At 73.1% G+C, this 26,041-nt stretch carries 26 protein-coding genes; 21 read left to right on the forward strand and 5 right to left on the reverse strand.

What is annotated here, in order from left to right:
* Window positions 1-158: 158 nt before the first annotated feature.
* The 8 genes from ACFYO8_RS01990 to ACFYO8_RS02025 all read left to right on the forward strand — a co-directional run bounded on the left by ACFYO8_RS01990 (window position 159) and on the right by ACFYO8_RS02025 (window position 7,446).
* On the forward strand, window positions 159-509 hold the full coding sequence (locus tag ACFYO8_RS01990; RefSeq protein WP_354863853.1) for a YciI family protein: 351 nt from the start codon (window positions 159-161) through the stop codon (window positions 507-509).
* A complete protein-coding gene (locus tag ACFYO8_RS01995; protein ID WP_355014838.1) occupies window positions 506-1,732 on the forward strand; it encodes a sigma-70 family RNA polymerase sigma factor in 1,227 nt (408 codons plus the stop codon). The genes ACFYO8_RS01990 and ACFYO8_RS01995 overlap by 4 nt, the downstream gene beginning before the upstream one ends.
* 116 nt (window positions 1,733-1,848) lie before the next feature.
* Window positions 1,849-2,661 carry an ABC transporter ATP-binding protein gene (locus ACFYO8_RS02000; protein WP_355014837.1) on the forward strand — a complete coding sequence of 271 codons (813 nt, stop codon included), beginning with the start codon at window positions 1,849-1,851 and terminating at the stop codon, window positions 2,659-2,661.
* On the forward strand, window positions 2,658-3,374 hold the full coding sequence (locus tag ACFYO8_RS02005; RefSeq protein WP_354863847.1) for an ABC transporter ATP-binding protein: 717 nt from the start codon (window positions 2,658-2,660) through the stop codon (window positions 3,372-3,374). Before ACFYO8_RS02000 ends, ACFYO8_RS02005 begins: the two co-directional genes overlap by 4 nt.
* Before the next feature lie 13 nt (window positions 3,375-3,387).
* A complete protein-coding gene (locus ACFYO8_RS02010; protein WP_354863845.1) occupies window positions 3,388-4,266 on the forward strand; it encodes a branched-chain amino acid ABC transporter permease in 879 nt (292 codons plus the stop codon).
* Window positions 4,263-5,408, forward strand: coding sequence for a branched-chain amino acid ABC transporter permease (locus ACFYO8_RS02015; RefSeq protein WP_354863843.1), 1,146 nt, complete (start codon window positions 4,263-4,265; stop codon window positions 5,406-5,408). The genes ACFYO8_RS02010 and ACFYO8_RS02015 overlap by 4 nt, the downstream gene beginning before the upstream one ends.
* Window positions 5,409-5,458: 50 nt before the next feature.
* Window positions 5,459-6,730, forward strand: coding sequence for an ABC transporter substrate-binding protein (locus ACFYO8_RS02020; protein ID WP_355047419.1), 1,272 nt, complete (start codon window positions 5,459-5,461; stop codon window positions 6,728-6,730).
* Between the two features lie 89 nt (window positions 6,731-6,819).
* On the forward strand, window positions 6,820-7,446 hold the full coding sequence (locus tag ACFYO8_RS02025; protein ID WP_354863839.1) for a TetR/AcrR family transcriptional regulator: 627 nt from the start codon (window positions 6,820-6,822) through the stop codon (window positions 7,444-7,446).
* An 18-nt stretch (window positions 7,447-7,464) separates the two neighbouring features.
* On the opposite strand, the gene ACFYO8_RS02030 is transcribed toward ACFYO8_RS02025, so the two are convergent.
* Window positions 7,465-7,881: a MarR family transcriptional regulator gene (locus tag ACFYO8_RS02030; protein WP_354863837.1), complete on the reverse strand. Its 417-nt coding sequence runs from the start codon at window positions 7,879-7,881 to the stop codon at window positions 7,465-7,467.
* A 104-nt stretch (window positions 7,882-7,985) separates the two neighbouring features.
* Between ACFYO8_RS02030 and ACFYO8_RS02035 the strand changes: the two genes are divergently transcribed.
* Window positions 7,986-9,767, forward strand: coding sequence for an ABC transporter ATP-binding protein (locus ACFYO8_RS02035; protein ID WP_387188744.1), 1,782 nt, complete (start codon window positions 7,986-7,988; stop codon window positions 9,765-9,767).
* Here ACFYO8_RS02035 and ACFYO8_RS02040 read toward each other — a convergent pair.
* Window positions 9,746-12,664 carry an AAA domain-containing protein gene (locus tag ACFYO8_RS02040; RefSeq protein WP_387188558.1) on the reverse strand — a complete coding sequence of 973 codons (2,919 nt, stop codon included), beginning with the start codon at window positions 12,662-12,664 and terminating at the stop codon, window positions 9,746-9,748. The two genes, ACFYO8_RS02035 and ACFYO8_RS02040, sit on opposite strands and share 22 nt — an antisense overlap.
* Before the next feature lie 168 nt (window positions 12,665-12,832).
* Between ACFYO8_RS02040 and ACFYO8_RS02045 the strand changes: the two genes are divergently transcribed.
* Together ACFYO8_RS02045 and ACFYO8_RS02050 are read left to right on the forward strand one after the other, a co-directional pair.
* Window positions 12,833-13,390, forward strand: a complete 558-nt coding sequence (locus tag ACFYO8_RS02045) for a M23 family metallopeptidase (RefSeq protein WP_354863831.1) — start codon at window positions 12,833-12,835, stop codon at window positions 13,388-13,390.
* Window positions 13,391-13,486: 96 nt separating this feature from the next.
* On the forward strand, window positions 13,487-14,113 hold the full coding sequence (locus ACFYO8_RS02050) for a VOC family protein (protein ID WP_354863829.1): 627 nt from the start codon (window positions 13,487-13,489) through the stop codon (window positions 14,111-14,113).
* Between the two features lie 109 nt (window positions 14,114-14,222).
* On the opposite strand, the gene ACFYO8_RS02055 is transcribed toward ACFYO8_RS02050, so the two are convergent.
* The gene (locus ACFYO8_RS02055) at window positions 14,223-14,882 is read right to left on the reverse strand and encodes a hypothetical protein (RefSeq protein WP_354863827.1); all 660 of its coding nucleotides are present in this window, start codon (window positions 14,880-14,882) and stop codon (window positions 14,223-14,225) included.
* A gap of 362 nt (window positions 14,883-15,244) precedes the next feature.
* Here ACFYO8_RS02055 and ACFYO8_RS02060 point away from each other — a divergent pair, with 362 nt between their 5' ends.
* The gene (locus tag ACFYO8_RS02060) at window positions 15,245-15,790 is read left to right on the forward strand and encodes a hypothetical protein (protein WP_354863826.1); all 546 of its coding nucleotides are present in this window, start codon (window positions 15,245-15,247) and stop codon (window positions 15,788-15,790) included.
* 149 nt (window positions 15,791-15,939) lie between these two features.
* Here the strand turns inward: ACFYO8_RS02060 and ACFYO8_RS02065 are convergent, their stop codons facing one another.
* Window positions 15,940-16,215 (reverse strand): cell division protein DivIVA, encoded by a 276-nt coding sequence (locus tag ACFYO8_RS02065; RefSeq protein WP_354863824.1) that lies wholly within the window; start codon window positions 16,213-16,215, stop codon window positions 15,940-15,942.
* Window positions 16,216-16,512: 297 nt separating this feature from the next.
* Between ACFYO8_RS02065 and ACFYO8_RS02070 the strand changes: the two genes are divergently transcribed.
* From ACFYO8_RS02070 to ACFYO8_RS02110, 9 genes are all read left to right on the forward strand, one after another.
* A complete protein-coding gene (locus ACFYO8_RS02070; RefSeq protein WP_071094702.1) occupies window positions 16,513-16,752 on the forward strand; it encodes a winged helix-turn-helix domain-containing protein in 240 nt (79 codons plus the stop codon).
* 55 nt (window positions 16,753-16,807) lie between these two features.
* On the forward strand, window positions 16,808-17,653 hold the full coding sequence (locus ACFYO8_RS02075; RefSeq protein WP_354863821.1) for an alpha/beta hydrolase: 846 nt from the start codon (window positions 16,808-16,810) through the stop codon (window positions 17,651-17,653).
* Between the two features lie 106 nt (window positions 17,654-17,759).
* Window positions 17,760-18,710 (forward strand): DUF7008 domain-containing protein, encoded by a 951-nt coding sequence (locus ACFYO8_RS02080; protein ID WP_354863819.1) that lies wholly within the window; start codon window positions 17,760-17,762, stop codon window positions 18,708-18,710.
* Between the two features lie 73 nt (window positions 18,711-18,783).
* Complete coding sequence (locus ACFYO8_RS02085; RefSeq protein WP_354863817.1) at window positions 18,784-20,034, forward strand: hypothetical protein; 1,251 nt, start codon at window positions 18,784-18,786, stop codon at window positions 20,032-20,034.
* 110 nt (window positions 20,035-20,144) lie between these two features.
* Entirely contained in the window at window positions 20,145-20,504 is a 360-nt protein-coding gene (locus tag ACFYO8_RS02090; protein ID WP_387256777.1) for an AAA family ATPase, read from the forward strand.
* 7 nt (window positions 20,505-20,511) lie between these two features.
* The gene (locus tag ACFYO8_RS02095; RefSeq protein WP_354863815.1) at window positions 20,512-20,964 is read left to right on the forward strand and encodes a hypothetical protein; all 453 of its coding nucleotides are present in this window, start codon (window positions 20,512-20,514) and stop codon (window positions 20,962-20,964) included.
* 242 nt (window positions 20,965-21,206) lie between these two features.
* Window positions 21,207-24,116, forward strand: a complete 2,910-nt coding sequence (locus ACFYO8_RS02100) for a M36 family metallopeptidase (RefSeq protein ID WP_387256651.1) — start codon at window positions 21,207-21,209, stop codon at window positions 24,114-24,116.
* Window positions 24,117-24,302: 186 nt separating this feature from the next.
* Window positions 24,303-24,743, forward strand: a complete 441-nt coding sequence (locus tag ACFYO8_RS02105) for a ribonuclease domain-containing protein (RefSeq protein WP_387256653.1) — start codon at window positions 24,303-24,305, stop codon at window positions 24,741-24,743.
* 58 nt (window positions 24,744-24,801) lie between these two features.
* Window positions 24,802-25,290, forward strand: coding sequence for a barstar family protein (locus ACFYO8_RS02110; RefSeq protein WP_355047362.1), 489 nt, complete (start codon window positions 24,802-24,804; stop codon window positions 25,288-25,290).
* An 18-nt stretch (window positions 25,291-25,308) separates the two neighbouring features.
* Here ACFYO8_RS02110 and ACFYO8_RS02115 read toward each other — a convergent pair whose 3' ends face one another.
* Complete coding sequence (locus ACFYO8_RS02115; protein ID WP_355047361.1) at window positions 25,309-26,034, reverse strand: HD domain-containing protein; 726 nt, start codon at window positions 26,032-26,034, stop codon at window positions 25,309-25,311.
* Between the last annotated feature and the right edge of the window lie 7 nt (window positions 26,035-26,041).

A 26,041-nucleotide genomic window follows, 5' to 3' on the forward strand; every position in this document is an offset into this window, starting at 1 on the left:
CCGGCGGTCACCGCGCCCTCCCGGCAGCCGATCCACCGGGTCGCGGTCTCGACGCCCGCCCACTTCACCCGGCCCGGCGTGTCGAAACCGGCGTCGCCCGTTCGTGTGGAGGGTGAGGGGACGGCGCGGGGCCGTCCGGCGGTGACGAGGAGAGACCGATGAAGCAGTACCTGATCAGCATGTACCAGCCGGCCGGCCGGGGCCGTCCGGACCCGGAGTTCCTGGCCGGGGTGATGCGCGAGGTCGAGGCCATCGGCCACGAGCTGCGGGAGGCGGGCTGCTGGGTGTTCGGCAACGGCCTGCACGACCCGCAGACCGCCACCGTGCTGCGTCCGGCCGGTGACGAGGTGCTTGTCACCGACGGGCCGTTCGCCGAGGGCAAGGAGTACCTGGGCGGCGTCACCGTCATCCGGGCGTCCGACCTGGACGCCGCGCTGGACTGGGGCCGCCGGTACGCCCTGGCCACCACGCTGCCGATCGAGGTCCGCCCGTTCCAGGGCGAGGGATGACCGCTGTCGAACGGGTCTTCCGGGCCGAGTACGGCCGAGCGGTAGCCGTCCTGGTCCGTCTCCTCGGCGACATCGACCTCGCCGAGGAGGCGGTCCAGGAGGCGTTCGAGATCGCGGTGACGCGCTGGGCCGCCGACGGGCCGCCGCCCAGCCCGGCCGGCTGGATCATCACCACCGCCCGCAACCGGGCGATCGACAGGTTGCGCCGCGAGGCCACCCGCGCCGCCCGGCACGTTGAGGCCGCCCTGATCCACGCCGCCGACCCGCCCGCCGAGGAGGGGCCCGTGCCCGACGACCGTCTGCGCCTGATCTTCACCTGCTGCCACCCGGCGCTCGCCGCTCCCGCCCGGGTGGCGTTGACGCTGCGCCTGCTCGGCGGACTGGGCACCGCCGAGATCGCGCGCGCCTTCCTGGTCCCGGAGTCCACCATGGCCCAGCGCCTGGTCCGGGCCAAGGCGAAGATCCGCGACGCCGGCATCCCGTACCGGGTGCCGCGTGACGCGGACCTGCCCGACCGGCTGCGCGGGGTGCTCGCGGTGGTGTACCTGATCTTCAACGAGGGGCACACGGCCAGCGCGGGGGACCGTCTGGGCCGCGCCGAGCTGGGCGCCGAGGCGATCCGGCTGGGCCGGCTGCTGGTGACGCTCATGCCGGACGAGCCGGAGGCGCTCGGCCTGCTCGCGCTGATGCTGCTCACCGAGGCCCGCCGGGCTGCCCGGACCGGCCCGGACGGCGTGCCGGTGTCGCTGGCCGAGCAGGACCGCGGCCGGTGGGACCGGGAGCTGATCGCCGAGGCTCAGGAGCTGGTCCGCCGCTGCCTGCGCCGGAACCGGCCCGGCCCGTACCAGATCCAGGCCGCGATCGGCGCTGTGCACGCGGACGCGCCCACCGCCGCGGCCACCGACTGGACCCAGATCCTCGCGCTGTACGACCAGTTGACCGCCGTCGCGCCGGGACCGGTGGTGGCGCTCAACCGGGCGGTGGCGCTGGCCGAGGTGCGCGGAGCGGCGGCCGGACTGGCCGCTGTGGAACGTCTGGACCTGGCCGGCTACCACGTGTGGCACGCGATCCGGGCCGACCTGCTGCGCCGGCTGGACCGTCCGGCGCAGGCCCGGGCCGCGTACGACGCGGCGATCGCCGGCACCGGCAACGCGGCGGAGCAGACGTTCCTGCGTCGCGCCCGCGACCGGATGCCGGGATCACCGCACCGACCGTGCACGTAGGAGGCTCGTGACAGGCGAAAAGGCCCCCGTGATCATTGGGGCATTGACGCGGTGGCAGAGAAAAGTACACTCCCGGTGTAATTAGTTTCTGCTCCGTCGACCGGCACGAGGTGACGATGAGCCCACCGGCCACGACCACCGACGATCAGGGCCTGGCGCTGCACCACGTCGGCGTACGCTTCGGCGGCCTGACCGCCCTCGACGACGTCTCGCTGCGGGTGCCGCCCGGCCGGGTCGTCGGCGTGATCGGGCCCAACGGTGCGGGCAAGACCACGCTGTTCAACGTGGTCTGCGGGTTCGTCCGGCCGACCGGCGGATCGCTGACACTGGACGGCCGGCCGTTCCGGCCCCGCCCGCACGCCCTCACCCGGCTCGGCATCGCCCGCACCCTCCAGGGCGTCGGCCTGTTCGCCGGCCTGACCGTGCTGGAGAACGTCGTCGCCGGCGCCAGTCACACCGCCCGCGCCGGGTTCGCCGCCGCGCTGTTCGGCCTGCCGCGCAGCGACCGGGACGAGCGGCGGCTGCGCGCCCGGGCCATGGACCTGCTCGCCGAGCTGGGCATCGAGAAGTACGCCGGCGCCGTGCCGGCCACCCTGCCCTACCCGGTGCGCAAGCGCGTGGCGCTGGCCCGCGCGCTGATCGCCCGGCCCCGGCTGCTGCTGCTCGACGAACCGGCCGGCGGCCTCGGCGCCGACGACGTGGCCGACCTGGCCGACCTGGTCCGCGCGCTGCCCGGACGCGACGACGGCTGCGCCGTGCTGCTCGTCGAGCACCACATGGACCTGGTCATGTCCGTCTGCCACGAGCTGGTGGTGCTCGACTTCGGCAAGGTGATCGCCGCCGGCCCGCCGGAGAGCATCCGCGACGACCCGCGGGTCACCGAGGCGTACCTCGGGGCCGACGTGCCGGCCGAGGGGAGCGCGGCGTGAGCGCGGTGCTGGAGGTGGAGGCGCTCAGCTGCGGCTACGGACCGGTGCCGGTGCTGCGCGACGTCGCGTTCACCGTCCCGGCCGGCACGGTCACCGCCGTGCTCGGCGCCAACGGCGCGGGCAAGACCACGCTGCTGCGTACCCTCTCGGGTCTGCTGCGGCCCACCGGCGGCCGGATCCGGTACGCGGGGGAGGACCTGCGCGGCGTCCGGGTGGAACACCTGGTCCGGCGCGGCCTGGCGCACGTGCCGGAGGGGCGCGGCGTGGTGACCGAGCTGACCGTCGCGGAGAACCTTCGCCTCGGCGGGCTCTGGCGGCGCGACCGGGCCGACGCGCGGCGTGCGCAGGACGAGGTGTACGAGCTGTTCCCCGCCCTGGCCCGCCGCCGCGACCACGCCGGGCACCAGCTCTCCGGCGGGGAACGGCAGATGCTCGCCGTCGGGCGGGCGCTCATCGCCCGGCCCCGGCTGCTGCTGCTCGACGAGCCGTCGCTCGGGCTGGCGCCCAAGGTGACCGCGCAGATCATGGCGCTGCTGCGGCGGCTGCGCGACGAACGAGGGCTCACCGTGCTGCTGGTCGAGCAGAACGTGCGCAGCGCGCTGTCCGTCGCCGACCAGGGCATCGTCATGTCGCTCGGGCGCGTGGTGACGGCCGCGCCGGCCGCCCGGCTGCGCGACGACGACCAGCTCCGGCACGCGTACCTCGGATTCTAGGAAGGGGTCGCGAATGCAGCGGTTCTGGTTCCTCACCTTCGACGGGCTCGCCACCGGCGCGGTCTACGCCGCGTTCGCGCTCGCGCTGGTGCTCATCTGGCGGGCCGCCCGGGTGGTCAACTTCGCCCAGGGCGCGATGGCCGTGGCCACCGCCTACATCGGGTACGCGGTGGTCTCCGCCACCGGCTCGTACTGGCTGGGCCTGGCCGCCGCGATCCTGTCCGGGCTGGCCCTGGGCGCGCTTGTGGAACGGTTGCTGATGCGCTTCGCCGGGCCCGGCGGCCCGCTCAACCAGGTGATCATCGCGCTCGGGCTGGTGCTGGTCATCCAGGCGGTGCTCGGCATGGTCTTCGGCAACGACTACCGGCCCGCCCCGGCGCCGTTCGACACCGACGCGCTCACCATCGGCGGGGTGGCCACGCTGTCCCCGTACGACCTGTGGGTGCTCGGCGCGGCGCTCACGGTGGTGGCGCTGCTCGCGCTGCTGTTCACCCGTACCCCGGTGGGACTGCGGATGCGGGCCGCCGCGTTCGCCCCCGAGGTGTCCCGGCTGCTCGGCGTCAGCGTCGGCCGGATGCTCACGCTCGGCTGGGCGCTGGCAGCCGGGGTCGGCGCGCTGGCCGGGATGCTCGTCGTCCCCACCGGGCTCGGCCTGCACTCGCACGCCATGGACCTGGTCTTCGTGGTCGCGTTCACCGCCGCCGTGGTCGGCGGCCTGGACAGCCCGGTCGGCGCGGTGGTCGGCGGCCTGCTGGTCGGGCTGATCCTGTCCTACGTCACCGGCTACCTGGGACCGGACACCACGCCGCTGGCGGTCCTGGTGCTGCTGCTGTCCGTCCTGCTGGTCCGCCCCGGCGGGCTCTTCTCCGCGGCGAGAGCGAGGCACGTGTGACGACCACCCCCACCAAGATCGCGGCAGCGGCGCCGTCCCCGCTGCGCCGCCTGCTTCCCGGCGCTCCGGCCGGACGCGAGGCGCGCGGCTCCACGCTGCTGCGCCACCTGGCCCTGGCGGTGTTCGCCGGCACGCTCGTCGTGCTGGTCACCAACCAGCTCGCGCCGTACCAGAACCTGCAGGTGGCGCGCGTGTGCGCGTTCCTCTGCGTCACCGCCGGGCACACCGTGCTGGTAGGTCTCAACGGCCAGCTCTCGCTCGGGCACGGCGCGCTGATGGCCACCGGCGCCTACACGGTGGCGCTGACCCTGCGGGCCCTGGACGGGCAGGCCGTGTCCGGCTGGTGGACGCTGCCCGCGGCGCTGCTGGCGGCCGTCGTGCTGACCGCGCTGGGCGGGCTGGTGGTCGGGCTGGCCGCGGCCCGGCTGCGCGGCCCCTACCTGGCCGGTGTGACGCTGGCGGTGGCGACGCTGGTCCCGGCGGTCACCACCATCTTCACCGGCGTGTTCAACGGCGAGCAGGGACTGCCCTTCCCGGCCCAGACGCCACCGGCGGCGCTCGGCGCCTACTTCCAACCGGAGCGCTGGCTGGCCTGGATCGCGCTGGCCGCCGCGCTGCTGACCATGCTGCTGCTGGCCAACCTGGTCCGCAGCCGCTTCGGCCGGTCCCTGCGGGCGGTACGCGACGACGAGGTCGCCGCCCGGCTCGCCGGCATCCCGGTGGCACGTACCCAGGTCCTCGCGTTCGTGGTCAGCGCCGCCTGCGCCGGGCTGGGCGGCGGCGTGTACGCCGTGCTCACCGCCACCGTCGCCCCGGGCAAGTTCCCGCTGGACCTGTCGCTGTTCCTGCTCATGGCCATCGTGATCGGCGGGCTGGGCAGCCTGGCCGGCGCGGTCTGGGGCGCGGTGCTGCTGGTCGCGCTCCAGGATCTGCCCGCCCTGCTCACCGAGCACCTCAACCTGTCCGCCGGGCTGGCCCAGCGACTGGAGGGCAACCTCGCGCTGGCCGTGTTCGGCCTGGTGCTCATCGTCGTCATGCTCGCCGCGCCGGGCGGGATCGCCGGTGGTGTCCGCGCCGCCCGCGCCCGGCTGCGGGGCACCGTACGCCGCCGTTCCGCCCCCCACCGGTCGCCGGACCGCTGACCTCACCGGTTCCACCCACCGTTCGCACCGCCGCCCCGGATTGGAGAACCATGCGCACCACCACCCGCCGCGTTCTCGCGGCCGCCGCAGGGCTTGCCCTGCTCGCCGCGTTGCCTGCCTGCGCCGACGACGAGCAGCAGGCCGCCGAGAACGTCCCCGGTGTCACCGACACCGAGGTCGTCATCGGCACCCACCAACCGCTCACCGGACCGGCCGCCCCCGGCTACTCGAAGATCTCCGCCGCCACGAAGGCGTACTTCGAGCACGTCAACAGCAAGGGCGGGGTACACGGCCGGAAGATCGTCTACAAGGCGGTCGACGACGGCTACAACCCGGCCAACACCGAGAACGTGGTCCGCAAGCTGGTGCTCGACGACAAGGTCTTCGCGCTGCTCGGCGGCCTCGGCACGCCCACCCACACGAACGTGCTGGAGTTCGTCAAGACGCAGAAGGTGCCGGACCTGTTCGTCGCCTCCGGCAGCCGCAACTGGAACCAGCCGGACAAGTACCCGACGACGTTCGGCTGGCAGCCCGACTACACGGTCGAGGGCAAGATCCTGGCCGCCTACGTCAAGCGCGAGTTCCCCGGTGCGAAGGTCTGCCACTTCGGGCAGAACGACGACTTCGGGCGCGACTCGCTGGTCGGCGTGGAACAGGTCCTCGGCCCGGTCGCGGCCAAGCAGACGTACACCACCACCAACCAGCAGGTCGGCCCGGCCATCGGCGCGCTGCGCGCGGCCGGCTGCCAGGTGGTCATCTCGGCGACGATCCCCGGCTTCACCGCGCTCGCCATGGGCCAGGCCGCCGGCCAGGGCTTCAAGGCGCAGTGGGTGGTCTCCAACGTGGGCGCCGACTACACCACGCTGGCCGCCCAGCTCGGCGACAAGAAGGTGATCCTCGAGGGCATGGTGGCCGACAACTACCTGCCCAACGTGGCCGACACCGCTAACCCGTGGATCGCCGAGTTCACCAAGATCCACCAGAAGTACAACGCGGGCAACCCGGTCGACGGCAACGCGATCTACGGCTACTCGATGGCGTACACCTTCGTCCAGGCGATGCTCGCCGCCGGGCCCGATCCCACTAGGGAGAAGCTGGTCGAGGCCGTGCGCAAGGGCGGCTTCCGCGGCCCGGGCCTGGTCCCCTTCCGGTACGCCGACGGCGTGCACGCGGGCTACGGCGGGGTCCGGCTCACCAAGGTGAGCAAGGGCGTGCAGGCGTACTTCGGTCCCGCGTACACCACCGACGACGGTGACGGCGCGGTCACCGAGTTCACCGAGCCGCCGACGAACCCGCCCGCGGACGCGGTGCCGACCGCCTGAGGCGTCCCGCCGGGCGGCCGGGTGCCGGTCGCCCGGCGGCACACACGTAGAGTGGCCGCCGGTATCCGAGCACAGGAGATTCCGTACCCATGATCGAGGTGGAGGCCGACCCGCCGGAGCGGGTGGACGGCCGCGCGGCGCGGGCCGAGCGCACCCGGGCCGCGATCGTGGAGGCGCACCTGGCCCTGATCGACGCCGGTGACCTGCGACCCACCGGGGAGCGGATCGCCGAGCGGGCCGGGGTGTCGCTGCGCACGCTCTGGACCAACTTCAAGGACATGGAGACGCTGTTCGCCGCGACCGGGCGGCGGGTCGGCGAGCGGCAGGCCGCGCTCTGGCAGCCGGTGTCGCCGGACCTGCCGCTGACCGCCCGGATCGCCGCGTTCTGCGACCAGCGAGCCCGGCTGCTGGAGGTGCTGGCGCCCTCGGCCCGCGCGTCGGCGCTGCGGGAGCCGTTCTCCCCGCAGTTGCGGCGCAACCGGGAGGCGGCCGTCGCCCGGGCCCGCCAGGAGATCGAGACGGTGTTCGCCCCGGAGCTGGCGCAGGCCGGGCCGGGACAAGCGCAGTTGCTGGACGCGCTCACCGTGTCCGGCACCTGGTCGGCCTGGTCGATGATGCGCGACTCGCTGGGGCTGGACGTGGACGCCGCCCGCGCCGTGATGGCCCGCACCCTGGGTGCGCTGCTGGTCGACGCGATCGCCGCCGGCCTGCGCTGACCGCACCCGGCCGCCGGCTCAGTCCTCGCGCAGCAGGCGCAGGATCCGGTTCAGTTCGGCCCGGTCGCCCGGTGGGAGCGCGCCGAAGAACCGTTCCGCCTCGGTGGCCCGCGCCTTCCGGATCGCGGTGCCCACCCGCTCGCCCTCGGCGGTCGGTGCGACCAGCGTGGCCCGCCTGTCGCCCGGGTCGGGCCGCCGCTGCACCAGCCCGCGCTCCTGCAGCCCGTCGATCACCTCGGTGGCCGAGCGCGGAGCGATGCGCAGGTGCTCGGCGAGCGCGCCGGGCCGCAGCGCGCCGTGACGCATCAGCACGCCCAGCGCCCGCGCCTGCCCGGGGCTGATCTCCCACGGCTCCAGCGCGCGCTTGGTCTGGTGCCGCAGCCGGCGGGTCACCGCCCAGAACGTCTCGGCCAGGCTCTCGTCGCTGCCGCTCACGGGAATACGGTAACAGGCTTTCGTGTTGTTCCCTCATGTTGAGGTAACCTCAGCATTATCGGTAACCTCAGCATCGTCCCCCATGAGGAGCACCCTTGGATCGCATTCCCGACGGCCGCCGCGACGGCCGAACCGTATCCCCGGCCGAGAAGGCCCAGGCCCGCGACGTGTCCCTGCGCCGGATCGGCGGCCTGTTCACCGCCCACCGCAACCCGCTCGCCACCGTGGTGGCGATCATCGTGGCGTCCTCGACCATCGCGATGGCCACGCCGTTCCTGCTGCGTACCGTGATCGACAGGGCCCTGCCGGAGCGTGACCTGACGCTGCTGGCCTGGCTGGTCGCGGGCATGGTCGCGGTCGCCGCCGTGACCGCCGTGCTCGGCGTCGCGCAGACCTGGATCTCCACCCGCGTCGGCCAGGAGGTCATGCACCGGCTGCGCACCGACGTCTTCACCCACCTCCAGCGGCAGTCGATCGGCTTCTTCGTCCGCACCCGCACGGGCGAGGTCCAGTCGCGCATCACCAACGACATCGGCGGCATGCAGTCGGTGGTCACCTCCACCGCCACCTCGATCGCCGCCAACCTCACCACAGTGGTCGCCACCACCATCGCCATGCTGGCGCTGAGCTGGCGCCTCACGCTCGTCTCGGCGGTCGTGCTGCCGCCCGCGCTCTGGCTCACCCGCCGGGTCGCCCGGCTGCGCCGGGAGATCACCGCCCAGCGCCAGCGCGAACTGGCCGACCTCACCGTGACCATCGAGGAAGGGCTGTCGGTCAGCGGCGTACGGCTGGCCAAGACGCTCGGCACCGGCCCCGCCCTGGTCGACCGGTTCACCGCCTCGTCGGCCCGCCTGGTCGACCTGGAACTGCGCTCGGAGCTGGCCGGACGCTGGCGGATGGCCGCCATGAGCATCGTCTTCGCCGCCATCCCGGCGGTGATCTACCTGGGCGCCGGCCTGCCCGGCACCGCCGGCACGCTCACCATCGGCACGCTCGTCGCGTTCACCGCGCTCCAGGGCAACCTGTTCCGGCCGCTGATGGGCCTGCTCAACGTCGGCGTCACGCTCACCGCGTCGCTGGCGCTGTTCGCCCGCATCTTCGAATACCTCGACCTGCCCGTGGAGGTCGCCGAGCCGGCCCACCCGGTCCCGCTGGACCCGGCCACCGCCCGCGGCCACCTGCGCGTCGAGGACGTCACCTTCAGCTACCCGGGCAGCGACACCGCCGCCCTGGCCGGAGTCAGCCTGGACGTCCCGGCCGGCACCAGCCTCGCCCTGGTGGGGGAGACCGGCTCCGGCAAGAGCACGCTCGCCGCGCTGATCAGCCGGCTGCACGACCCGGACGCCGGCCGCATCACCATCGACGGGATCGACCTGCGCGACCTGCGCCCGGCCGACCTGGCCGCCGTCGTGGGCGTGGTCAGCCAGGAGACGTACCTGCTGCACGGCACCGTGCGGGACAACCTCCGGTACGCCCGCCCGGACGCCACCGACGCCGAGATCGAGGCCGCCGCCCGCGCCGCCCGCATCCACGACCTCGTCACCGCGCTGCCCGACGGGTACGACACCATGGTCGGCTCCCGCGGCCACCGGTTCTCCGGCGGCGAGCAGCAGCGCCTGGCGATCGCCCGGACGCTGCTGCGCGACCCGCGGATCCTGGTGCTGGACGAGGCGACGAGCGCGCTGGACACCGAGACCGAGCGTGCGGTCCAGCGGGCTTTGGACGAGCTGGCCCGGGGACGGACCGTGGTGACCATCGCGCACCGCCTCTCCACGGTTCGCGACGCCGACCGCATCGCCGTGCTCGACCACGGCCGGATCGTCGAGTCCGGCACCCACGACGCGCTGCTGGACCGGCGCGGCCGTTACGCCACCCTGGTCGGCTGAGCGCCGGCAGGCGCGGCACCGCCGCTGCCGGGCCCGCCGGGTCCGCTGTCGGTGCCGGGCCCGCCGGCGCCGATGCCCGACGCCAGGTCCAGGGCGGCCCGGATCGGGTCGCCCGCCCAGCGGCTGGCGAACGCCTCGTGCAGCCGCCACCCGGCCCGGATCAGCGTGCGCTGCCGTTCCAGGTGCGCCGCCGCGCCGTCCGGGTGCACCGCGCAGATCACCCCGGCCGCGTCGGCGTCCGCGCCCACGCAGAGGTCGACGCGCCACCGGCCGACCGGATATCCGGGCCGCACCGCCAGCCCGAGCCGGCGCAGCTCCTCGGCCAGCTCGGCGGTCCAGCCGGTGGCCGGCTCCGCCTGCGGCGCCACGGGTGGCCGGTCCGCGTAGGCCAGGAAGTCGCCCACCAGGCCCTCCGGCGAGCGCAGCGAGGTGACCACCGTCAGTCGCCGCCGGGCCCGGGTGACGAGCACGTTGAACAGGTTCGGCCCGGCTGCGAACCGGTGCCGTGCCGGCGGGTCGCCGTCCACCAGGCCGAGCGAGGCGATCACCACGTCCGCCTCGCTGCCCTGGAACGCGTGCACGGTGCCCGAGCGCAGGCCGAGACGCTCGATCTCGTCGACGTCGTACGCGGCCAGCAGCGCCGCCTCGATCGCGTCCGCCTGCGCGCGGAACGGGGTGACCACCGCGATGCCGCCCGGCGGGGGATCGGCGGCGAGCCGCCGTACGAGATCGAGGACGGCGGCGACCTCGGCCTGGTTGACGCCGTCGACAACGCTCGCCCCGTCGACGGTCAGCACGTCGATGACGTCGGCGCGCTCGTTGCGCGGATGCCGGGTGACCAGTTCCAGCCGGTCGCCGTAGAACCGGCGCGCGGAGAACCCGATCAGGTGCGGCACGGACCGGTGGTGCTCGCCCAGCCAGGTGACCGGGGCGGCGCCGGTGGCCACGTCGAAGGCGCTGGAGCGGCGTACGTCGAGCCGGTCGCCGAAGCGTTCCAGACCGTGCCGGCGCAGGGTGGCGGACACGTCCACGTCGGCCACGAACGACACGAACCGCAGCTGCCGGGGGTCGCCGGCCACCAGCGCCCGCCGGGCCCGGGCGAGCGCCGGAGCGGCCCGCAACTGGTCGATGTGCGCGGCCTCGTCGAGCACCACCAGGTCGAACATCCCCGGCATCGGGGGCAGCAGGTCCTCGACGTCGGCGACCGTGCCCACCCACAGCGGCAGCGCCCGTACCAGCGCCTGGGCGTCCAGCCCGGCGAGCAGTTCGCGGCGGCGGTTCCGTCCGGCCCGCAGCGCGGCGGCCAGGCCACCCGTGGCCCGCCGCGCCGCGTCGCTCCACCGGTGGGCGCTCGTCGCCCGGTGGCGCATCGCCGTGCCGACGGCCTCGGCGAGCGCCGCCTCCGCGGTGGCCAGGGCACGCCAGGAGTCGGCCAGGTCGGTGCCACCGGTGGCGGCCAGCCGCGCCGCCGCCCGTACCGCGCCCGCCGCATCCACCGCGGTCCGCAACCGTTCCAGGGGTACGTCACCGCCGCTGAGCCGGCGCAGCCGTGTCCCGGCCCGCGACCGCCGCCAGCGCCGCCACCAGCCGTCGCCGGGCGCCGTCGTCGCCGCCAGCGCGGCGTGGACCGCGTCCAGGTCGGTGTCCGGGTCGAACAGGCGGGGGAGGTCCCGGCTCAGGGCGGGCAGCAGCGGCTGCCAGTCGGGCAGCGTGGCGGCCCGGCGTTCCTGGTCGAGAGCGGCGGTGATCGCGTCCGACAGGGCCCGCACCCGGTCGTCGGCGGACGCCACGGCGGCCTCGGCGGCCCGCAGCGTGGCGCCGTCCGTCCCGGCGCCCGCGCCGCCGGCCAGGTCGGCGGCGATCGTCTCCCGGCGCTCGGCGTCGCCGAACAGCACCGGCGCCGGGCCGCTGTGCCGGCGCAGCAGTTCACCCAGCACGTCGGCGGCGTGCACCGACTGGGTGGCCACGAGCACCGACCCGCCCCGGTCCACAGCGTCCAGCGCGGCGGCGACCAGGGCGTGGCTCTTGCCGTTGCCCGGTGCGCCCGAGACGACCACGACCGGTTCGACGCGGGTACGCCGCACCACGTCGCGCTGGGCCGGACTCAACGGCAGCGGCGACAGCACCTCCGCCTCGTCGGCCCGGCCGCCGGGGCCGGCGCGCCGTCCGTCGTCCTCGCGCCGTCCGTCGTCCTCGCGCCGTCCGTTGTCGCTGCCCGGGACGGCGCCGTCACCTCGGACGGTGTCGCCGGTCCGGCCGGTGTAGAGGCGGTTCAGCGCCGTGTCCGCCAGCCCGGGCCGGACCGCCCAGGCGAGCAGCGTGTCGCGCAGCCGGCCGCCCAGCACGTCGCGGGTGGTGAAGAGCGCCGCGGCGGCGACGCCGACGAGCGTCTCGTCGTCGATGCGGCGGGGCGGTCGCGCCTGCACCGTCGCGAGCGTCAAGCCGGCGGCCTCGGCGGCGGCGGTGATCCACGCCTTGGTGCCGGGCGCGCCGAGCCAACCGGGACCGGCCAGCCCCGGGGCGGCCTCCAGCCGGCCCGCGAGGTCCCGATCCTCGATCAGCGTGGTCAGTTCCAGGTCCCCGGCCGGCACGATCCGGTAGGTGCGGCTGGTGCGTTCCAGGCGTACCGGCTGGGCCAGTAACGGCACGCGGACCCGCCGGCGGCTGCCGTCGAGGTCGGCGCCGCCGACGACGAAGGCCAGACCCCGGCGCAGGATCCGCTGGTCGCGGTGCAGCGCGTCGAGGGCGGCCAGCCGGTCCAGCCGGGCGTCGCGCGGCGCGCGGTCGGGCCCGGGCAGCCAGATGAGCGGCCGGCCGGCGCCGGAGACGTCGAAGGCCCGCTCGGCGCCGGCCGGGGCCAGGTCGGCGAGCGCGGTGAGGATCTTGGCCGTCTCCATCGCCCGCGATTCTGCCGTACGTGCTCCGGCCCGGCCATCGCCGAACGACGCCGCCGGGCGGCGGTATGTAGGAAACTTTTGCCCAGACATTCATCTCTGTAGCTATTTACCTGACAGGTTGGCGGTCCTAGCATCGATCTACATCGTTGTCGAGAAGAGGAGAGGTCGATGTCCCTGACGTTCACCGCGGCCCGGATGCGCGTGCCCGCAGTGCTCACGGTCGCCGTCGTCGCCGGTGCGATGCTCGGCGTGCAGCCGGCGCAGGCCGCCCGGCCGGGCTTCCGGATGCCGTTCCTGTGCGACCAGACCTGGCAGGGCAACAACTGGAACGGGCACAGCCCGGACCACGCCATCGACTGGAACCACTACGACGCCAACGGCAGCCCCGACGACCTGGGCCGCCGGACGGTCGCCAGCGCCGCCGGCACCGTGCTGGAGTCGTACTACTCCACCACCTCCGGCTACGGGAACACCATCGTCATCGGGCACGGCGACGGCTGGCGCACCCGGTACGCCCACCTCGACTCACGGGCGGTGGCCGCGGGCGACACCGTGAAGCGCGGCGACGTCATCGGGCGGGTCGGCGCGACGTCGGCGAAGTACGACCTCAGCCCGCACCTGCACTACGAGCAGATCCACGACGGCAGCGTCGTGGTGGCGGTCGTGCAGGGCGTCACCTGGTCCGACGGGCTCAAGCGCAACCAGACCAGCACCAACGGCTGCTGACACGCGGCCCGCGCCGGCGGGTCCCGCTCGGCGTCGGCGGCGAAAACCCGATCTGCAAGACGTGATTTGCGGAACGCAAGTGGGTAGAGTGGCGCGGTGCCCAGGGGAGTGCAAGCTCAGGTGCCGGTGCTGTACGTCGCGGACGTCGGCGCGGCCTGCCGGTTCTACGCGTTGTTCGGCTACACCGGGCAGCCCGGCGAGAACGGCCGGACGCGTCTGCGCTGCGGCGACCTGACCCTCCTGCTCGTCGACGCCGCCCCGGCGCCGGCCGCGCTCTACCTGCACGTCGACGACGTCCTCGCGACCGCCGAGCGTCTCGTCGCGGCCGGTCACCCGGTCGAGCCCACTCCCGGCGGGGAGTGCCGCACGGTCGATCCCGACGGCAACACGGTTCTGTTCGTCCGCTCGCAGACCGCTCCGGTCCCGCAGGCCGAACCGGACGGGCGGCCCGCGCCGGTCCGCCGGGCCGCCCGGGTCGCCGCCCGGCGCGACGGCGCTCCCAGGCACTGCCAGATCGGCGGGCCGCGCGGCGAACCTTGCGCCGAGCCGGCCGAGGTCAAGCTCGCCGACTCCTGGGGCGACACGGCGTGGGGCTGCCTGGCCCACGCCGACGAGGCCCTGGTCAACGCACGCGGCGCGTTCCTGGCCACCGAGGACAGCACCGGGCTCGCCGCGTACCTGGCCGCCCGGCAGGCCCGGCCCAGCGCCGCTGTCCCGGCCTGACCGGCCGGGCTCAGACCTCTGGCGGCTCCGGGTCGTCCGGCCGTGGCCGCTGTCCCGGGGCCGCACGCGGCGCGGGCGGGGGAGCAGCGACTCCAACGGGGTGAACGACTCAACGGTCGCGCTGGTCCTGCCGGTCGTGCTCCTCGGCGTACGCGGCGCGGCGGCGGGCCAGGTCGCGCTCGCACTCCAGCGCGATGCGCTGCTCCCAGTACGGCTGGAGCAGCTTGCGCACCCGCTCGTCCAGGTGCACGGTCACGTCCGGCTCACAGGTGAAGGTGACCTGGCCGTGCGCGTACGTCCAGGGCGGCGGGTCGTCGTCGGTGAGGGCGGTGGTCAACGCGGCGTGCAGGTCGCGCGGGCGGTGCGGCGGCACCTCCACCGCGTGCCGGACCGCGAGCCGGCGCAGGCGCTGCGTGGCCTGCCGCTGGAAGTAGTCCACGTACCAGCCGAACAGCTCCGGCCGCGCGGACTCCGACGACCAGGTGTAGGTGGCCCGGACCAGGAACACGTACACCTCGCCCTGTGCCGGCACCACGAGCGGATCCGGGACGCGCCGGTCGACTGTGGGCACCGGCGTCACCGGCTCCTCGGTCCACCAGAGCTGCCGCAGCGTCGGCTGCGCACCGTCCCAGAAGCGCCGGGCCCGTACGCGCGCCGCCTCGCCGAACGCCCGCGCCCGTCCGGCCCGCCGCCGCCGGCTGCTGTCCACCGGCGCGCCGGGCATCGGCCTGCCGCCGGCCGGCTCGGGTCCCTCCGGCACCGCGGTCATCGCACCCCCTCCATGCCGGATCGCAGCACCGGGTCCCGCGGCGTCACGGGACGCGCGGGCCGTCGGGCGAGGGGTGGCCGGACCGCCGTGACGGTCCGCGATCCACGCTAACAACCCCGACCGGTGTACGCGTGCAGCCGCGCGCACGGCGGTTCCGCCCGGCGCTGCGCGCTCCGGCCCGGTGCGGGGCTGGAGGCTGACCGATCGGACGAGCCGTCCCGTAGTCCTATCCGTGGGACTCGGAGCGGGTTCGGTCCCGTTCACGGGACCGACCATCCAGAGTCGATCGGCGCGCCTTGATCCGTGATCGAAGCGCTTCGTAGCGTGAGGCTCCGTGATCCTTCGGGGGAGGACCAGAACGCATGGGTGTTGACGCTCGCCACGCCGCCGGCCGGACCGTGCAGTTCCTGCGGTCCCTCGCCGAGCGGCAGTACGACCGGGTCTGGACCCCGGACTTCCTGCACCTCAGTCCGGACGTGCAGGGCTTCGCCGTGTTCCACCGCGGCGGCCTGGTGCTGGTCTACGGCGCGGTGTCACCGGAGGACCCGGCCCGCTGGGTCTTCCGGATGGCCTGCGTGGCCGGCGCCGACGTGCCCGACATCTCCGGGGCGATGGCCTGGGCGAACATCCGTAACCGGCTGGCCGAGGCCGGGCGCTACTACTGCGTCGTCAAGGCCGACCAGAGCGCCTGCCACGTGGTGTTCGCGCTCGACGTGCGCAGCCCGCTGCTCGACGACGTGACCGCGCCCGACGCGCACGTCGTGCGGGAACTGCTGCACTTCTCGCTGGCGGTGTGCGTACACAACGCCGTGGCGGACTTCCGCGACCTTGTCTCCTACCTGCCGGCGCGGCCGCTGGCGCCGACCGAGATCGACGCCTGGACCCTGTTCGCCGGCACACAGGACTGATCGGACGGCATCGGCTCGCCGGCTCGACGCAGCCCTGCGACCTGGACGAAGATGTCCCGCTTCGCGGTCGCGGTGCCACGACGGTTGAGCACGTAGCCGGTCAGCTCGGCCGTCGACCCGCAGGAGGTCACCGGGCTGCGGGCGCACCGCTACCAGGGGCCGTCGTTCGGCGGGCGGCACTCCCGGGCGTGCATGGTCTGCCAGTCGCGCAGGGCGCGCTTCAGCCTGCCGTTCTCCTGCGCGAGCAGGCGTACCTGCCGGTGCAGGTCGGTCAGCTCGTCGGCGACCAGGGTCTGGAAAGCGCGCACCTGGTCGGGGTCGACGCCGCACCTGCGGGCGTCGAAGGCGTGGGTACGCACCTCGTGCGGGGTCAGCCGGGCCGGTAGGCCGGTCAGGTGGAGCCGGTCGGATCGATGCGGTGTCACTGCGGTCCTTCCAGGAGCAGGGGACAGGTGCGGCGGGTCTGGAAGGGCGGGCCGTCCGCACGCCGGCCGCGGACGACCCGCCCGCTCCGCCCTCGCAGCCCGGATCGGCGGTACGGAGGCGGAGCAGTCCGGAGGGTCGGGACGGGAACGCATACCCGCCCCGACCGGGGGATGAGCCGAACTCGTTGCCACGCGAGGATCGGCCCCGACAACATAACTAGGGAACACAGGGAAGCCAAAGCACGTTGTTTAGCTATCTCGGCTGTGATCGAATCGGGTTGCCACGCGAGGAGTGACATGCCCGAATCAGCCGAATATCTCCGTATCGCTGCCGACGTGATGTCCGACGTCAAGTCAGGGAGGCTCAAGCCGGGTGACCGGCTGCCCTCTGTCGCGCAGACCCGCGCGGACTATGGCGTGAGCTACGGGACCGTGCAGCTGGCCTACGTGCGTCTCGAAGCGCTGCGGGTCATTCGGCGTCAGCAGGGCAAAGGCGTCTTCGTGACCGATCCGAAGACGTGGATGCGCGAGCCGTAACCGGCGTCAGCCCAGCGGGCCCCTCTGGCCGGCGCGGTTCGCCATACTGTCGGTGATGACAGCTGACGTGCGTACCGAAGACGGTTGTCGCCTGTGGGCCGACCAGGTCGGCGCCGGGACGCCGCTGGTGCTCTGTCACGGCGGTCCGGGCCTCTGGGACTACCTCGGCCCGGTCGCCCGGCTGCTCGACGCGCACGCCCGTGTCATCCGGTGGGACCAGCGTGGTTGCGGACGCTCACAGCGGCGCGGTCCGTACTCGGTCGGCCGCTTCGTCGCCGACCTCGACGCGGTGCGCGAACACCTGGCCGGGCCGCGAACGGCGGTGCTGGGCCACTCGTGGGGCGCGCACCTGGCGCTGCGGTACGCGATCGAGCACCCGGAACGGGTCAGTCACCTGATCTACGTCACCGGCACCGGCATCGACGCCGATCGCGGCTGGCATCCGCACTACGAACGCAATCTGCGGCGGCGGCTCGGGCCGCACCTGGACCGGTGGGAGGCGCTTGGCGCAGCAGCCCGCACCCCGGGGGAGGAACGCGAACGGGCGGTCCTGCAGTGGTCGGCCGACTTCGCCGACCCCGAGGCCGCCGTGGCGCACGCCGAGGACATGGCCACGCCATGGCTGGGAATCAACAGCGACTGCAACCGGGCCGTCAACGCCGAGGTCAAGCGGGAACTGCGCACGTCCGAGTTGGCGGCGCGGTGCCGAGCGCTCGACCTGCCGGTGCTGATTATCGACGGCCCCGAGGACATCCGACCCCGCTGGGCCGTCGACTCGCTGGAGAAGGCGCTGCCGAACTGCGAGCGGGTCAGCCTCCCCGGATCCGGTCATCTGCCGTGGGTCGAGAATCCACACGACTTCCGTCGGGCGGTGGCCACCTTCCTCGACGCGACGGTGTGAGCCGACGTCCGAAAGCTGAACGCGGAAGCCATCGGTAGCGGTCTGTCGAGGAGATCGGTACTTACGGGTGCTGCGGTCCCGGCGGCGGGACGGCTAGGGTCTTCGCGTGATCGACCGGAAACTGCTCTTGTCCGACCTGCAGAAGCAGGTCAAGAGGCGGGAAAGGGCCCTGCGGGAGCGGGCCGATTCGGTCGATGAGATGCGCCTCAACCATCGGCTACCGAAGGATGAGCGTGCGCATTCCTGGTCGCTGGCCGCTGAGTTTGTGGCGACGCATCACCACTGCCTGCCAGATCCGGGAGGGACGGTCTTCAACCGTTCAACGGCGTACCCCGTGGAATTGAGCCAGGAGATCGACGATCTGGCGCGGCGGCTCGCCAGGGTGACCCCGGTGGCGGTTGCCGCCTCCGGGGTGCCGACCCGCAAGCGGCTGGATGCCGCCGGCTACGAGTGGCACTGCGTGCGTGGCGTGATGATCGGATTGCAGGAGGAGTTGGACTGGCAGATCTACTCGCTCTACGGGCTGCTCGACGACGACCTGACCGCGCCGGAGAGCGTCCGGCCGCCGATGCAAGCGCTGGGGGAGCGGGCGTTCGAGATCGTGCTCGCACGCAAGATGCGTGACGGGGGCCTGGAGACGCAGTGGTTCGAGCGGCACCGGTCGAAGCCGATCACCGAACTGCCGGCGTACTGGAGGCCTGAGTACCGGGCGATCGTGGAACGTCGGATCGCGGTCATCGAGGGCAACCGCACCATCGGGCTGGTAGAGCGGCCGGAGTACAAGCGGCGGTGGGCCAGCGAGGGCTGGGACGTGATGCAGCACAAGGCGCTGCGGGACTGGCTGCTCGACCGGTGCGAGGCACGGGAACTGTGGTGTCACCACGTCGACGGCCTCGAGCAGCCGCGCCCGCTGACCACCGCTCAGCTCGCCGACGAGCTGCGCCGCGACGCGGACGTGCTCACCGTCGCGGGCATCTACGCCCCCGGCCAGGATCTCGGCCAGGTGATCGCCGACCTGATCGCCGACGAGCACCCAGCTCCTCACCGAGACCACTGACCGCCTGCACTTCAAGCTGCGAACAGGGTGGACAGCTTCGATCTCCACCCTCCCCACCTGTCAGGAGCCGAGAATGGGTAACGAGATTCAGCTGTTCAGCGACGGTGACGGGCTGGCGGTCATCGGAGATCCGACGGCTGTCGAGCGCTTCCTCGTCTCCGAGGGCCTGCCGTCGAAGGACCTCGGGCTGCCTCGGCTCGGGTCTGTCCTCAAGGTCGGGGCGACAGCGGCACAGGCTGGTTCCGAAATCGCCGCCAACTCGGGTCGTTGGGTGCAGCTGACAAAGGAGTCGGCCCATCTCATGCACAAATTCGGTCTGACGCCGACCAAGACCCCAGGTGTCAGCCACGCGATGGTGGGAGATCCAGGCTCGATCCACAAATGGCTCCAGATCGACAAGGCATCGATGGTCGGCAACCCGGCGGTGCTGGCCGGCGCGGCGGGGCTCATGGCGCAGCTCGCGATGCAGCAGAGCATGAAGGAGATCACCGACTATCTCGCCACGATCGACGAGAAGGTCGACGATGTGCTCCGCGCCCAGAAGGACGCGGTGCTGGCCCGGATGATCGGCGTGGGCTTCGTCATCGAGGAGTCCATGACCATCCGCGAGCAGCGGGGTCGGGTCGACGAGGTTACGTGGTCGAAGGTGCAGGGCGCGCCGGCGACGATCGCGGAGACCCAGGCGTACGCGTTGCGTCAGCTCGACGCGCTCGCGGAGAAGCTTGAGCGTAAGGCCGCAATCGGTGATCTCGCCAAGGCGGCCAGGGAGGCGGAGTCCAAGGCGCAGGAGTGGCTCGTCGTCCTGGCCCGCTGCTTCCAACTGCAGGACGCGATCGCCGTGCTCGAACTCGACCGGGTACTGGATGCGTCGCCGGACGAGTTGGACGGGCATCGCGTCGGGCTGAGGAACGCCCGGCAGAACCGGCTCGAACTCGTCTCCCGGTGCACCGAGCGCCTGGTGGCACGCATGGAAGCGGCTGCGGGCAGGGCAAATGCCAAGGTGCTGCTGAACCCGCTGGACTCACCGGCGGTGGTGAAGTCGAGCAACCACGTCTCGACAGCCATCGTCACCTTCCACGGGCGACTCGGTATCGAGGGCGATCGGCAGTCGTCGGAGGCGAGACGGTGGACGGACGCGGCCAAGGAGGCGAGAGACAAGGCGCTCGAGACCGGAGCGGACGGCGTTGATGTCGCCAAGCGCCTCGGCAACGACACCCTCGGTCGGGCCAAATGGGCGACGGGCAAGCTCTCCGGCCGGGTCGGCGGGTGGGCCCTGCGTCGGCGCGGTGACGACGAGTCCGACGAGAAGAGGGACGACGCGTGATCAGAAGGGAGGATGCGGCTGACGCTCGCAACCTGCCCTCACGCATGGCGTCGCGGACAGTTGCCGTCTGCCTACGCGGTAGGCTGCGCCTGTGACTGACCGGCACCCCGCTGTTTCTCCGCAGGCTTGCGGTGGAGAACTTCCGTAGCCTGCGGGCCGTTGAGGTGCATCTCGCCCCGCTCAACGTCTTGGTCGGACCGAACGGGGCGGGTAAGTCGAACCTGCTCGACGTGATCGCCTTTCTCGGCGACGCGACCCGTGGTGACCTGGAACCTGCGCTTGCTCGTCGGGGTGGCTTCTCGCGGGTGCATTTCCGCGGGGACCCCGACGCCAGCAGCCCGGTCCGGATCGAGGTGGAAACGACCACCAGCCCCAGCGGTGAAGCCCAGGACACCTACGCGCTCTCCTTCACCTCCGTCCGTTCGCCCGACAACCCGCGCCAGTCGATGATCCGCCGCCAGGAGGACTGATCGGGAGATGATCCTGCGGTTCCTCGCCTTCCGCTTGACGGATCCCTTTACCTATGCGGAAGATGACTTCGACGCCTTCCTGCGCAAGTCGATGCGCAAGCTCGATCGGTTGGGCGCGACGAAGATCCAGGTGCTGCGTGAGGAGTTCGACAAAGCGTTGAATGCCTCGTACGACATCTTCGGCAACTGGGCTTTCCGAAAAGTCGACCGTAATGGTGGCAGCCGGCGGTTTCCCATCAACAAGGCATTGTTTGAGGCCATCGCGGTCAACCTCGCCGCCCTCAGTCCGCAGGAGATCGCCGTGCTCGCCAAGCGCTATCGACGGGTTGAAAAGCAATTCCTCAGCCTGATGTCGGATGTCGACTTCATGGCGGCCATCTCGCAGGGCACGGGTGATCCGGCGAAGGTGCGGCGAAGGTTCGTCGCCATTCACGAGATGTTCCAGACGGCCGGCGCGTAGTTCATCGCGGAGCATCGTCCCGGACGGGCGCTGGTCGCGGTGACCGGTCCAGCGCCCTGATGATGCCTCGGTCCGATTGCGGGCTGGCCTGACCCATCTCCTCTGATCCGCAGAGAAATCGACGCAGCAACGTTTATGGATGTTCGGCTGGTGTCGGTGCGTCGATCGTCCTGGTCGGATGGCGGAACGGACATCGCCGTTCGACGATGACAGGAGGGACCGTGCGCACACCATCCCGTGCGTTGACGGGGACCACCGCGCTGCTGCTGGCAGCCGGTCTGGTCCTGACCGCCGCAGGCGGCGGCCAGGCGGCACCCCGGGAACAGACCCGTACCCAGGCGCCACCCGACCACCTGCCGGGCGACCGGCACGACAGCAAGGCCACTGACAACCGCAAGGGCCGCGTCGCCGCCACCGAGCGGCAGCGGGACCGCGCCGCCGCGCTCGGTGCGCGCGTGCGCTGGACCGACTTCGGTACGCCGGCCACGCTCACCTCGACCGGCAAGCCCCTGGCCACCGGGCTGCCCGCCGACCCGGCCGCCGCCGCGCGGGCCTACGTGGCCGCCAACCGGGACGTGCTGGGGCTGACCGCCGAGGGCGCCGCCGCGCTGGAACTGCTCACCGTGGCGCCGATGGGTCAGGGCGCGACGGTGCTGTTCCGGCAGCGCTTCGGCGACCTGCCGGCCGCCGTCGACGGCATGCTGTCGATCGGTGTACGTGACGGAGCGGTGTGGCACGTCAGCTCCTCGCTGGCCCGTGACGCCGGTACGCCGGCCCCGGCCACGATCAGCGCCGAGCAGGCCCGCAAGGCCGCCATCGCCGACGCCGGCCGCTCCGACGCGCAGATCGTGCGTACCTCACTGGTCGCGGTGCCCACCGCGGACCGTGGGCCGCGTGCGGCGTGGGAGGTGGTCCTCGGCGCGGACACCACCGGCGCGGACCCGGCGGCCTACTCCACCTACGTGGACGCCCGCGACGGCGCGGTCCTGGTCCGCGAGGATCTGATCGACCACGACGCCGACCACCCCTCGTGGGAGGTCTTCCCGAACTCGCCGCGGGTCGACAGGTCCTCGGCCGACACCCGCAAGCGGTGGTGTGCCGTGCGGGCGCGCGGCTGCGCCGAGGTGGTGGGCGTGCCCGGGCACCCGGCGTGGGACGTGGACCCGGCCACCGGCCAGTCCACCAGCACGACCAAGGGCAACAACGCGATCGCCGTGCAGAACTGGTACAGCAACGACCCGTTCAGCGTCGGCACCGAGACCGCGACGCCGCGCCCGGACCGCAGGTACGCCTACCCGTGGACGAACCAGTGGCAGGAGCAGCGCTGCAACCCTGAGGTGTTCACCTCGCCGCAGGCGAACGACATCGACGCGGCGCGGGCGAACCTGTTCGCCATGCACAACCGGATGCACGACTGGACCTACCACCTCGGGTTCACCGAGGACACCTGGAACATGCAGCAGGACAACCTCGGCCGCGGCGGGCTCGGTAACGACCCCGAGCAGGGCAACGCCCAGGCCGGCGGCGTCAGCGGCGGCCCGCCCACGTTCGCGGCCCGCAACAACGCCAACCAGATCACCCCGCCGGACGGCGTCGCGCCCACCACCAACATGTACCTGTGGCAGCCGATCGCGGGCTCGTTCTACGCGCCCTGCGTCGACGGCGACTTCGACATGTCGGTGATCGCCCACGAGTACGGCCACGCGGTCTCCAACCGCATGATCGCCGGCCCGAGCGCCGGGGTCAGCTCGCCGCAGGGCATGAGCGAGAGCTGGTCGGACCAGCTCGCCATGGAGTACCTGTTCGAGCACGGGTACGCCGCGCCCGGCCGGCGCGGCTTCACCATCGGCGAGTACACCACCGGCGACCCGAACGCGGGCATCCGCAACTACAACATGAGCGACAGCCCGCTCAACTACAGCTCCCTCGACTACGACCTCGCCGGTCTGCAGGTGCACGCCTCCGGCGAGGTGTGGAGCGCCACGAACACCGACATCCGCGCGGCCATGATGCGCCGCTGGGGCAGCGGCACCCCGGCCGTGCAGAAGGCGTGCGCCACCGGCGCCCGCGACGTGACCGCCTGCCCGGGCAACCGCCGCTGGATCCAACTGGTCTTCGACTCCTTCCTGCTGATGTCGGTCAGCCAGGTCAGCATGGTCGACGCCCGGGACGCGATGCTCGCCGCCGACCGGATCCGCTTCGGCGGGGCCAACCAGGACCTGCTCTGGAACGCGTTCGCCGGGCGCGGCCTCGGGGAGGCGGCGGCCAGCGTCGGCCACACCGACGCCGACCCCACGCCGGGCTTCACCTCGCCGTACGCGCGTGAGGGCGCCCTGCGGTTCCTGCCGGTCGGCGAGCGCGGGCCGGTCGCCGGGGCGCAGCTGTTCGTCGGGCGCTACCAGGCGCGGGCCGTGCCGGTGGCGGACACCGACGCGGCCACCCCGCTCACCGACCGGGTGGAGCTCGTGCCCGGCACGTACGAGTTCGTGGTGCGGGCACCCGGCCACGGCCACACCCGGATCGGTCCGGTGACGGTCAAGGCGGGCCAGAACCGCACGCTGGCGGTGAACCTGCGCCCCAATCTGGCCTCGGCCGCCGCGGGCGCGACGGTCACCGGTGACGGGCTCAACCTGGAGCGGATCGCCGACGACGACGAGGCCACCAACTGGGCCGCGCTCGGCGCGCCGGTCGCCGGCCGGCAGGTCACCGTCGACCTGGCCGGCGGCGTCCAGCGGGTACGGCGGGTGCAGGTGAGCGCCATGCTGCGCCCCCCGGTCACCGGTGACGCGGACGCCGGCACGCAGAGCCGGTACTCCGCGGTTCGGCAGTTCCGGGTCCTGGCGTGCACCGCGACCGGGCCGGTGACCTGCGCCGAGGCGGCGGACTTCCGCCCGGTCTACACCAGCCGGCCGGACGCGTTCCCGGCTGTGGCGCCGCGTCCCCGGGCGCCCGAGCTGATCATGCGGTCGTTCGACATCCCGCGTACCACTGCCACGCATCTGCGCGTCGAGGTGCTGACCAACCAGTGCACGGGCGCGCCGGACTACGCCGGTGAGCAGGACGACGACCCGCAGGCGGCGACCGACTGCGCCACCGCCAGCCCGCAGGCGCAGAACGTGCGGATCGCCGAGTTCCAGGCGTTCCCGCGCTGATCCACCCGGCGGGTGCGGACGGGCGGCCCGGTCGCCCGTCCGCATCCGTCATCGCGTGTCCACAGTCGACTCGCCGGCGTCGTCGCCGGATCGGGCCTGTACGGCGGGCGGGATCCCCGACAGACTGAGCGGCAGCCGGTCATCAATGCCGGTCGATGCGCAGTCGTCTCGTTCAAGGAGGATCCCTTGACCCCGTTCCGCGCCGCCGTCGCCCGCGTACGCCGCGCCCTCGCCGCGTCCGCCCTGGTCACCGCCGTGGCCGCCGCCGCGCTCGTCGCGCCGTCCACGGTTTCCACCCGTCTCGCCGAGCCCGCCGCGGCCGCCGTGTACGGCTCCTGCACGCAGTCCCGCTGCGCCGACGCGCGCACCGCGCGGTCCGGCTGGTCGGCCAGGAGCTTCCCGAGCAGCCGCGGCTGGTACTCGTGGAGCGGCGGCCAGTGCAACTTCGCCGGTGGCCGGTTCTACAACTACGAGGGACAGTTGCCCACCGGCGCCACCTACTACGAGTACGACGTCTACCCGCGCGCCTGCAACGCCTCCCGGGACGCGTACCGGATCGTGGTCAACAAGAGCACCGGGGCGACCTGGTTCTCACCCGACCACTACGCCAACTTCTACCGGCTCTGAGCAGCCTCGGCGCGGCCGGCAACTCCCCGTCCGGCGGCCGCCGGGAAAGGACGGATCCATGGGCGCGGCGTCCGTGCAGGCACCGGCCTGGCTCGTGTACGACGGCACGTCGCCCGAGCCGGCCGGCACCGCGACCGTGCCGGGTCCGGTCGGTGAGCCGCTACCAGGCGGTGGGCCGCTGCCGGACGGCGTGGCGGTCTCCGGCACGGCCAGCCGCACCCGGGCCGGGCTGCACGAGACGCTGGCCGGGGCGCTGGCGCTGCCCGGCTGGTACGGCCGCAACTGGGACGCCCTCGCCGACGCGCTCGCCGACCGCCTCGACGCCGGTCCGCTGACAGTGGTCGTCGGCGACGCGGCGGACCTGCTGGCCGACGAGCCGCCCGCCCAGCTCGGCACGATGCTCGACGTGCTCGGCGCGGTTGCCGCCGGTGGCCACGAGACGCTGCGGGTGGTGCTGCGCGACCACCCCGACCGGCTACGCGCCCTGCGTGACCGCGTCGACGCGGTGCTCAGCGGTCGGGTCGGCACCCCGCCCCCCGCCGGCTGAGCCCACCACCGTGGGGCGTCAGGTGGGCTGGTCGAGGATGGCGCTGAAGCGTTCCTCGGCCAGGTCGAGCTGGGCGAGGATGTGCTGCTTGACCGGTGCCGACAGCGGCGTGTCCGGGCGGGCGACCAGGTCCCGGAAGACTGGCACCAGTGGGCGGTACTTGGTGGCGGCGCGGGCCACCTTCGGCCCGACCGTGTGGATCACGCCCACGCCGTTGTCGGTGAAGTCGGACACCTTGATCACCCGGGCCCAGGGCTCCCGTTCCAGGCTCGCCGCCACGTGCTCCCGGTACTGCTCGTCGCGGTCCCGTCCCGGGTCGTACGCCGGGTTGGTGACCGCCGCGACCAGCCGGGCGACCCGTGCGCCGAACCGGTCCGACAGCGCGGCGAGCGCCGCCGGGGTCACGTCGGCGTACGTGCCGGGGTCGAGCCCGGCCAGCTCGGCGGGGTGGTCCTCGACCGCGTCGTGCAGCAGCCCGGCGACGATCACGTCCACGTCCCGCACCTGGTAGTGGTGCATCAGCCGGATCGCCACCCGCAGCAGGTGGTTGAGGTACGGCTCGCGTACCCGCCGGTCGTCGCGGTGCAGGTCGGCGGCCAGGTCGAGCGCCTCGGTCAGCCGGTCGCGGGCGGCCTCGTCGAACGCCTCGATCTCCAGCCGGAACCGGGCCAGCAGGCCGGGCTCACCGTGGATCTCGGTGATCGCGTGCATTGGCATGGTGGCGAGGTACGCGGGGAACTCCATGCGTCCC

This window comes from Micromonospora sp. NPDC005257, from assembly GCF_042872445.1.
Classification (GTDB): Bacteria; Actinomycetota; Actinomycetes; order Mycobacteriales; family Micromonosporaceae; genus Micromonospora.

What these genes read in the sequence shown, in the direction of transcription:
- ACFYO8_RS01990 (WP_354863853.1), top strand. Translation starts at nt 159, where the DNA reads ATGAAGCAGTACCTGATCAGCATGTACCAGCCGGCCGGCCGGGGCCGT.
- ACFYO8_RS01995 (WP_355014838.1), top strand. Translation starts at nt 506, where the DNA reads ATGACCGCTGTCGAACGGGTCTTCCGGGCCGAGTACGGCCGAGCGGTA.
- ACFYO8_RS02000 (WP_355014837.1), top strand. Translation starts at nt 1,849, where the DNA reads ATGAGCCCACCGGCCACGACCACCGACGATCAGGGCCTGGCGCTGCAC.
- ACFYO8_RS02010 (WP_354863845.1), top strand. Translation starts at nt 3,388, where the DNA reads ATGCAGCGGTTCTGGTTCCTCACCTTCGACGGGCTCGCCACCGGCGCG.
- ACFYO8_RS02020 (WP_355047419.1), top strand. Translation starts at nt 5,459, where the DNA reads ATGCGCACCACCACCCGCCGCGTTCTCGCGGCCGCCGCAGGGCTTGCC.
- ACFYO8_RS02025 (WP_354863839.1), top strand. Translation starts at nt 6,820, where the DNA reads ATGATCGAGGTGGAGGCCGACCCGCCGGAGCGGGTGGACGGCCGCGCG.
- ACFYO8_RS02040 (WP_387188558.1), bottom strand. Translation starts at nt 12,664, where the DNA reads ATGGAGACGGCCAAGATCCTCACCGCGCTCGCCGACCTGGCCCCGGCC.
- ACFYO8_RS02045 (WP_354863831.1), top strand. Translation starts at nt 12,833, where the DNA reads ATGTCCCTGACGTTCACCGCGGCCCGGATGCGCGTGCCCGCAGTGCTC.
- ACFYO8_RS02055 (WP_354863827.1), bottom strand. Translation starts at nt 14,882, where the DNA reads ATGACCGCGGTGCCGGAGGGACCCGAGCCGGCCGGCGGCAGGCCGATG.
- ACFYO8_RS02060 (WP_354863826.1), top strand. Translation starts at nt 15,245, where the DNA reads ATGGGTGTTGACGCTCGCCACGCCGCCGGCCGGACCGTGCAGTTCCTG.
- ACFYO8_RS02070 (WP_071094702.1), top strand. Translation starts at nt 16,513, where the DNA reads ATGCCCGAATCAGCCGAATATCTCCGTATCGCTGCCGACGTGATGTCC.
- ACFYO8_RS02075 (WP_354863821.1), top strand. Translation starts at nt 16,808, where the DNA reads ATGACAGCTGACGTGCGTACCGAAGACGGTTGTCGCCTGTGGGCCGAC.
- ACFYO8_RS02085 (WP_354863817.1), top strand. Translation starts at nt 18,784, where the DNA reads ATGGGTAACGAGATTCAGCTGTTCAGCGACGGTGACGGGCTGGCGGTC.
- ACFYO8_RS02095 (WP_354863815.1), top strand. Translation starts at nt 20,512, where the DNA reads ATGATCCTGCGGTTCCTCGCCTTCCGCTTGACGGATCCCTTTACCTAT.
- ACFYO8_RS02110 (WP_355047362.1), top strand. Translation starts at nt 24,802, where the DNA reads ATGGGCGCGGCGTCCGTGCAGGCACCGGCCTGGCTCGTGTACGACGGC.
- ACFYO8_RS02115 (WP_355047361.1), bottom strand. Translation starts at nt 26,034, where the DNA reads ATGGAGTTCCCCGCGTACCTCGCCACCATGCCAATGCACGCGATCACC.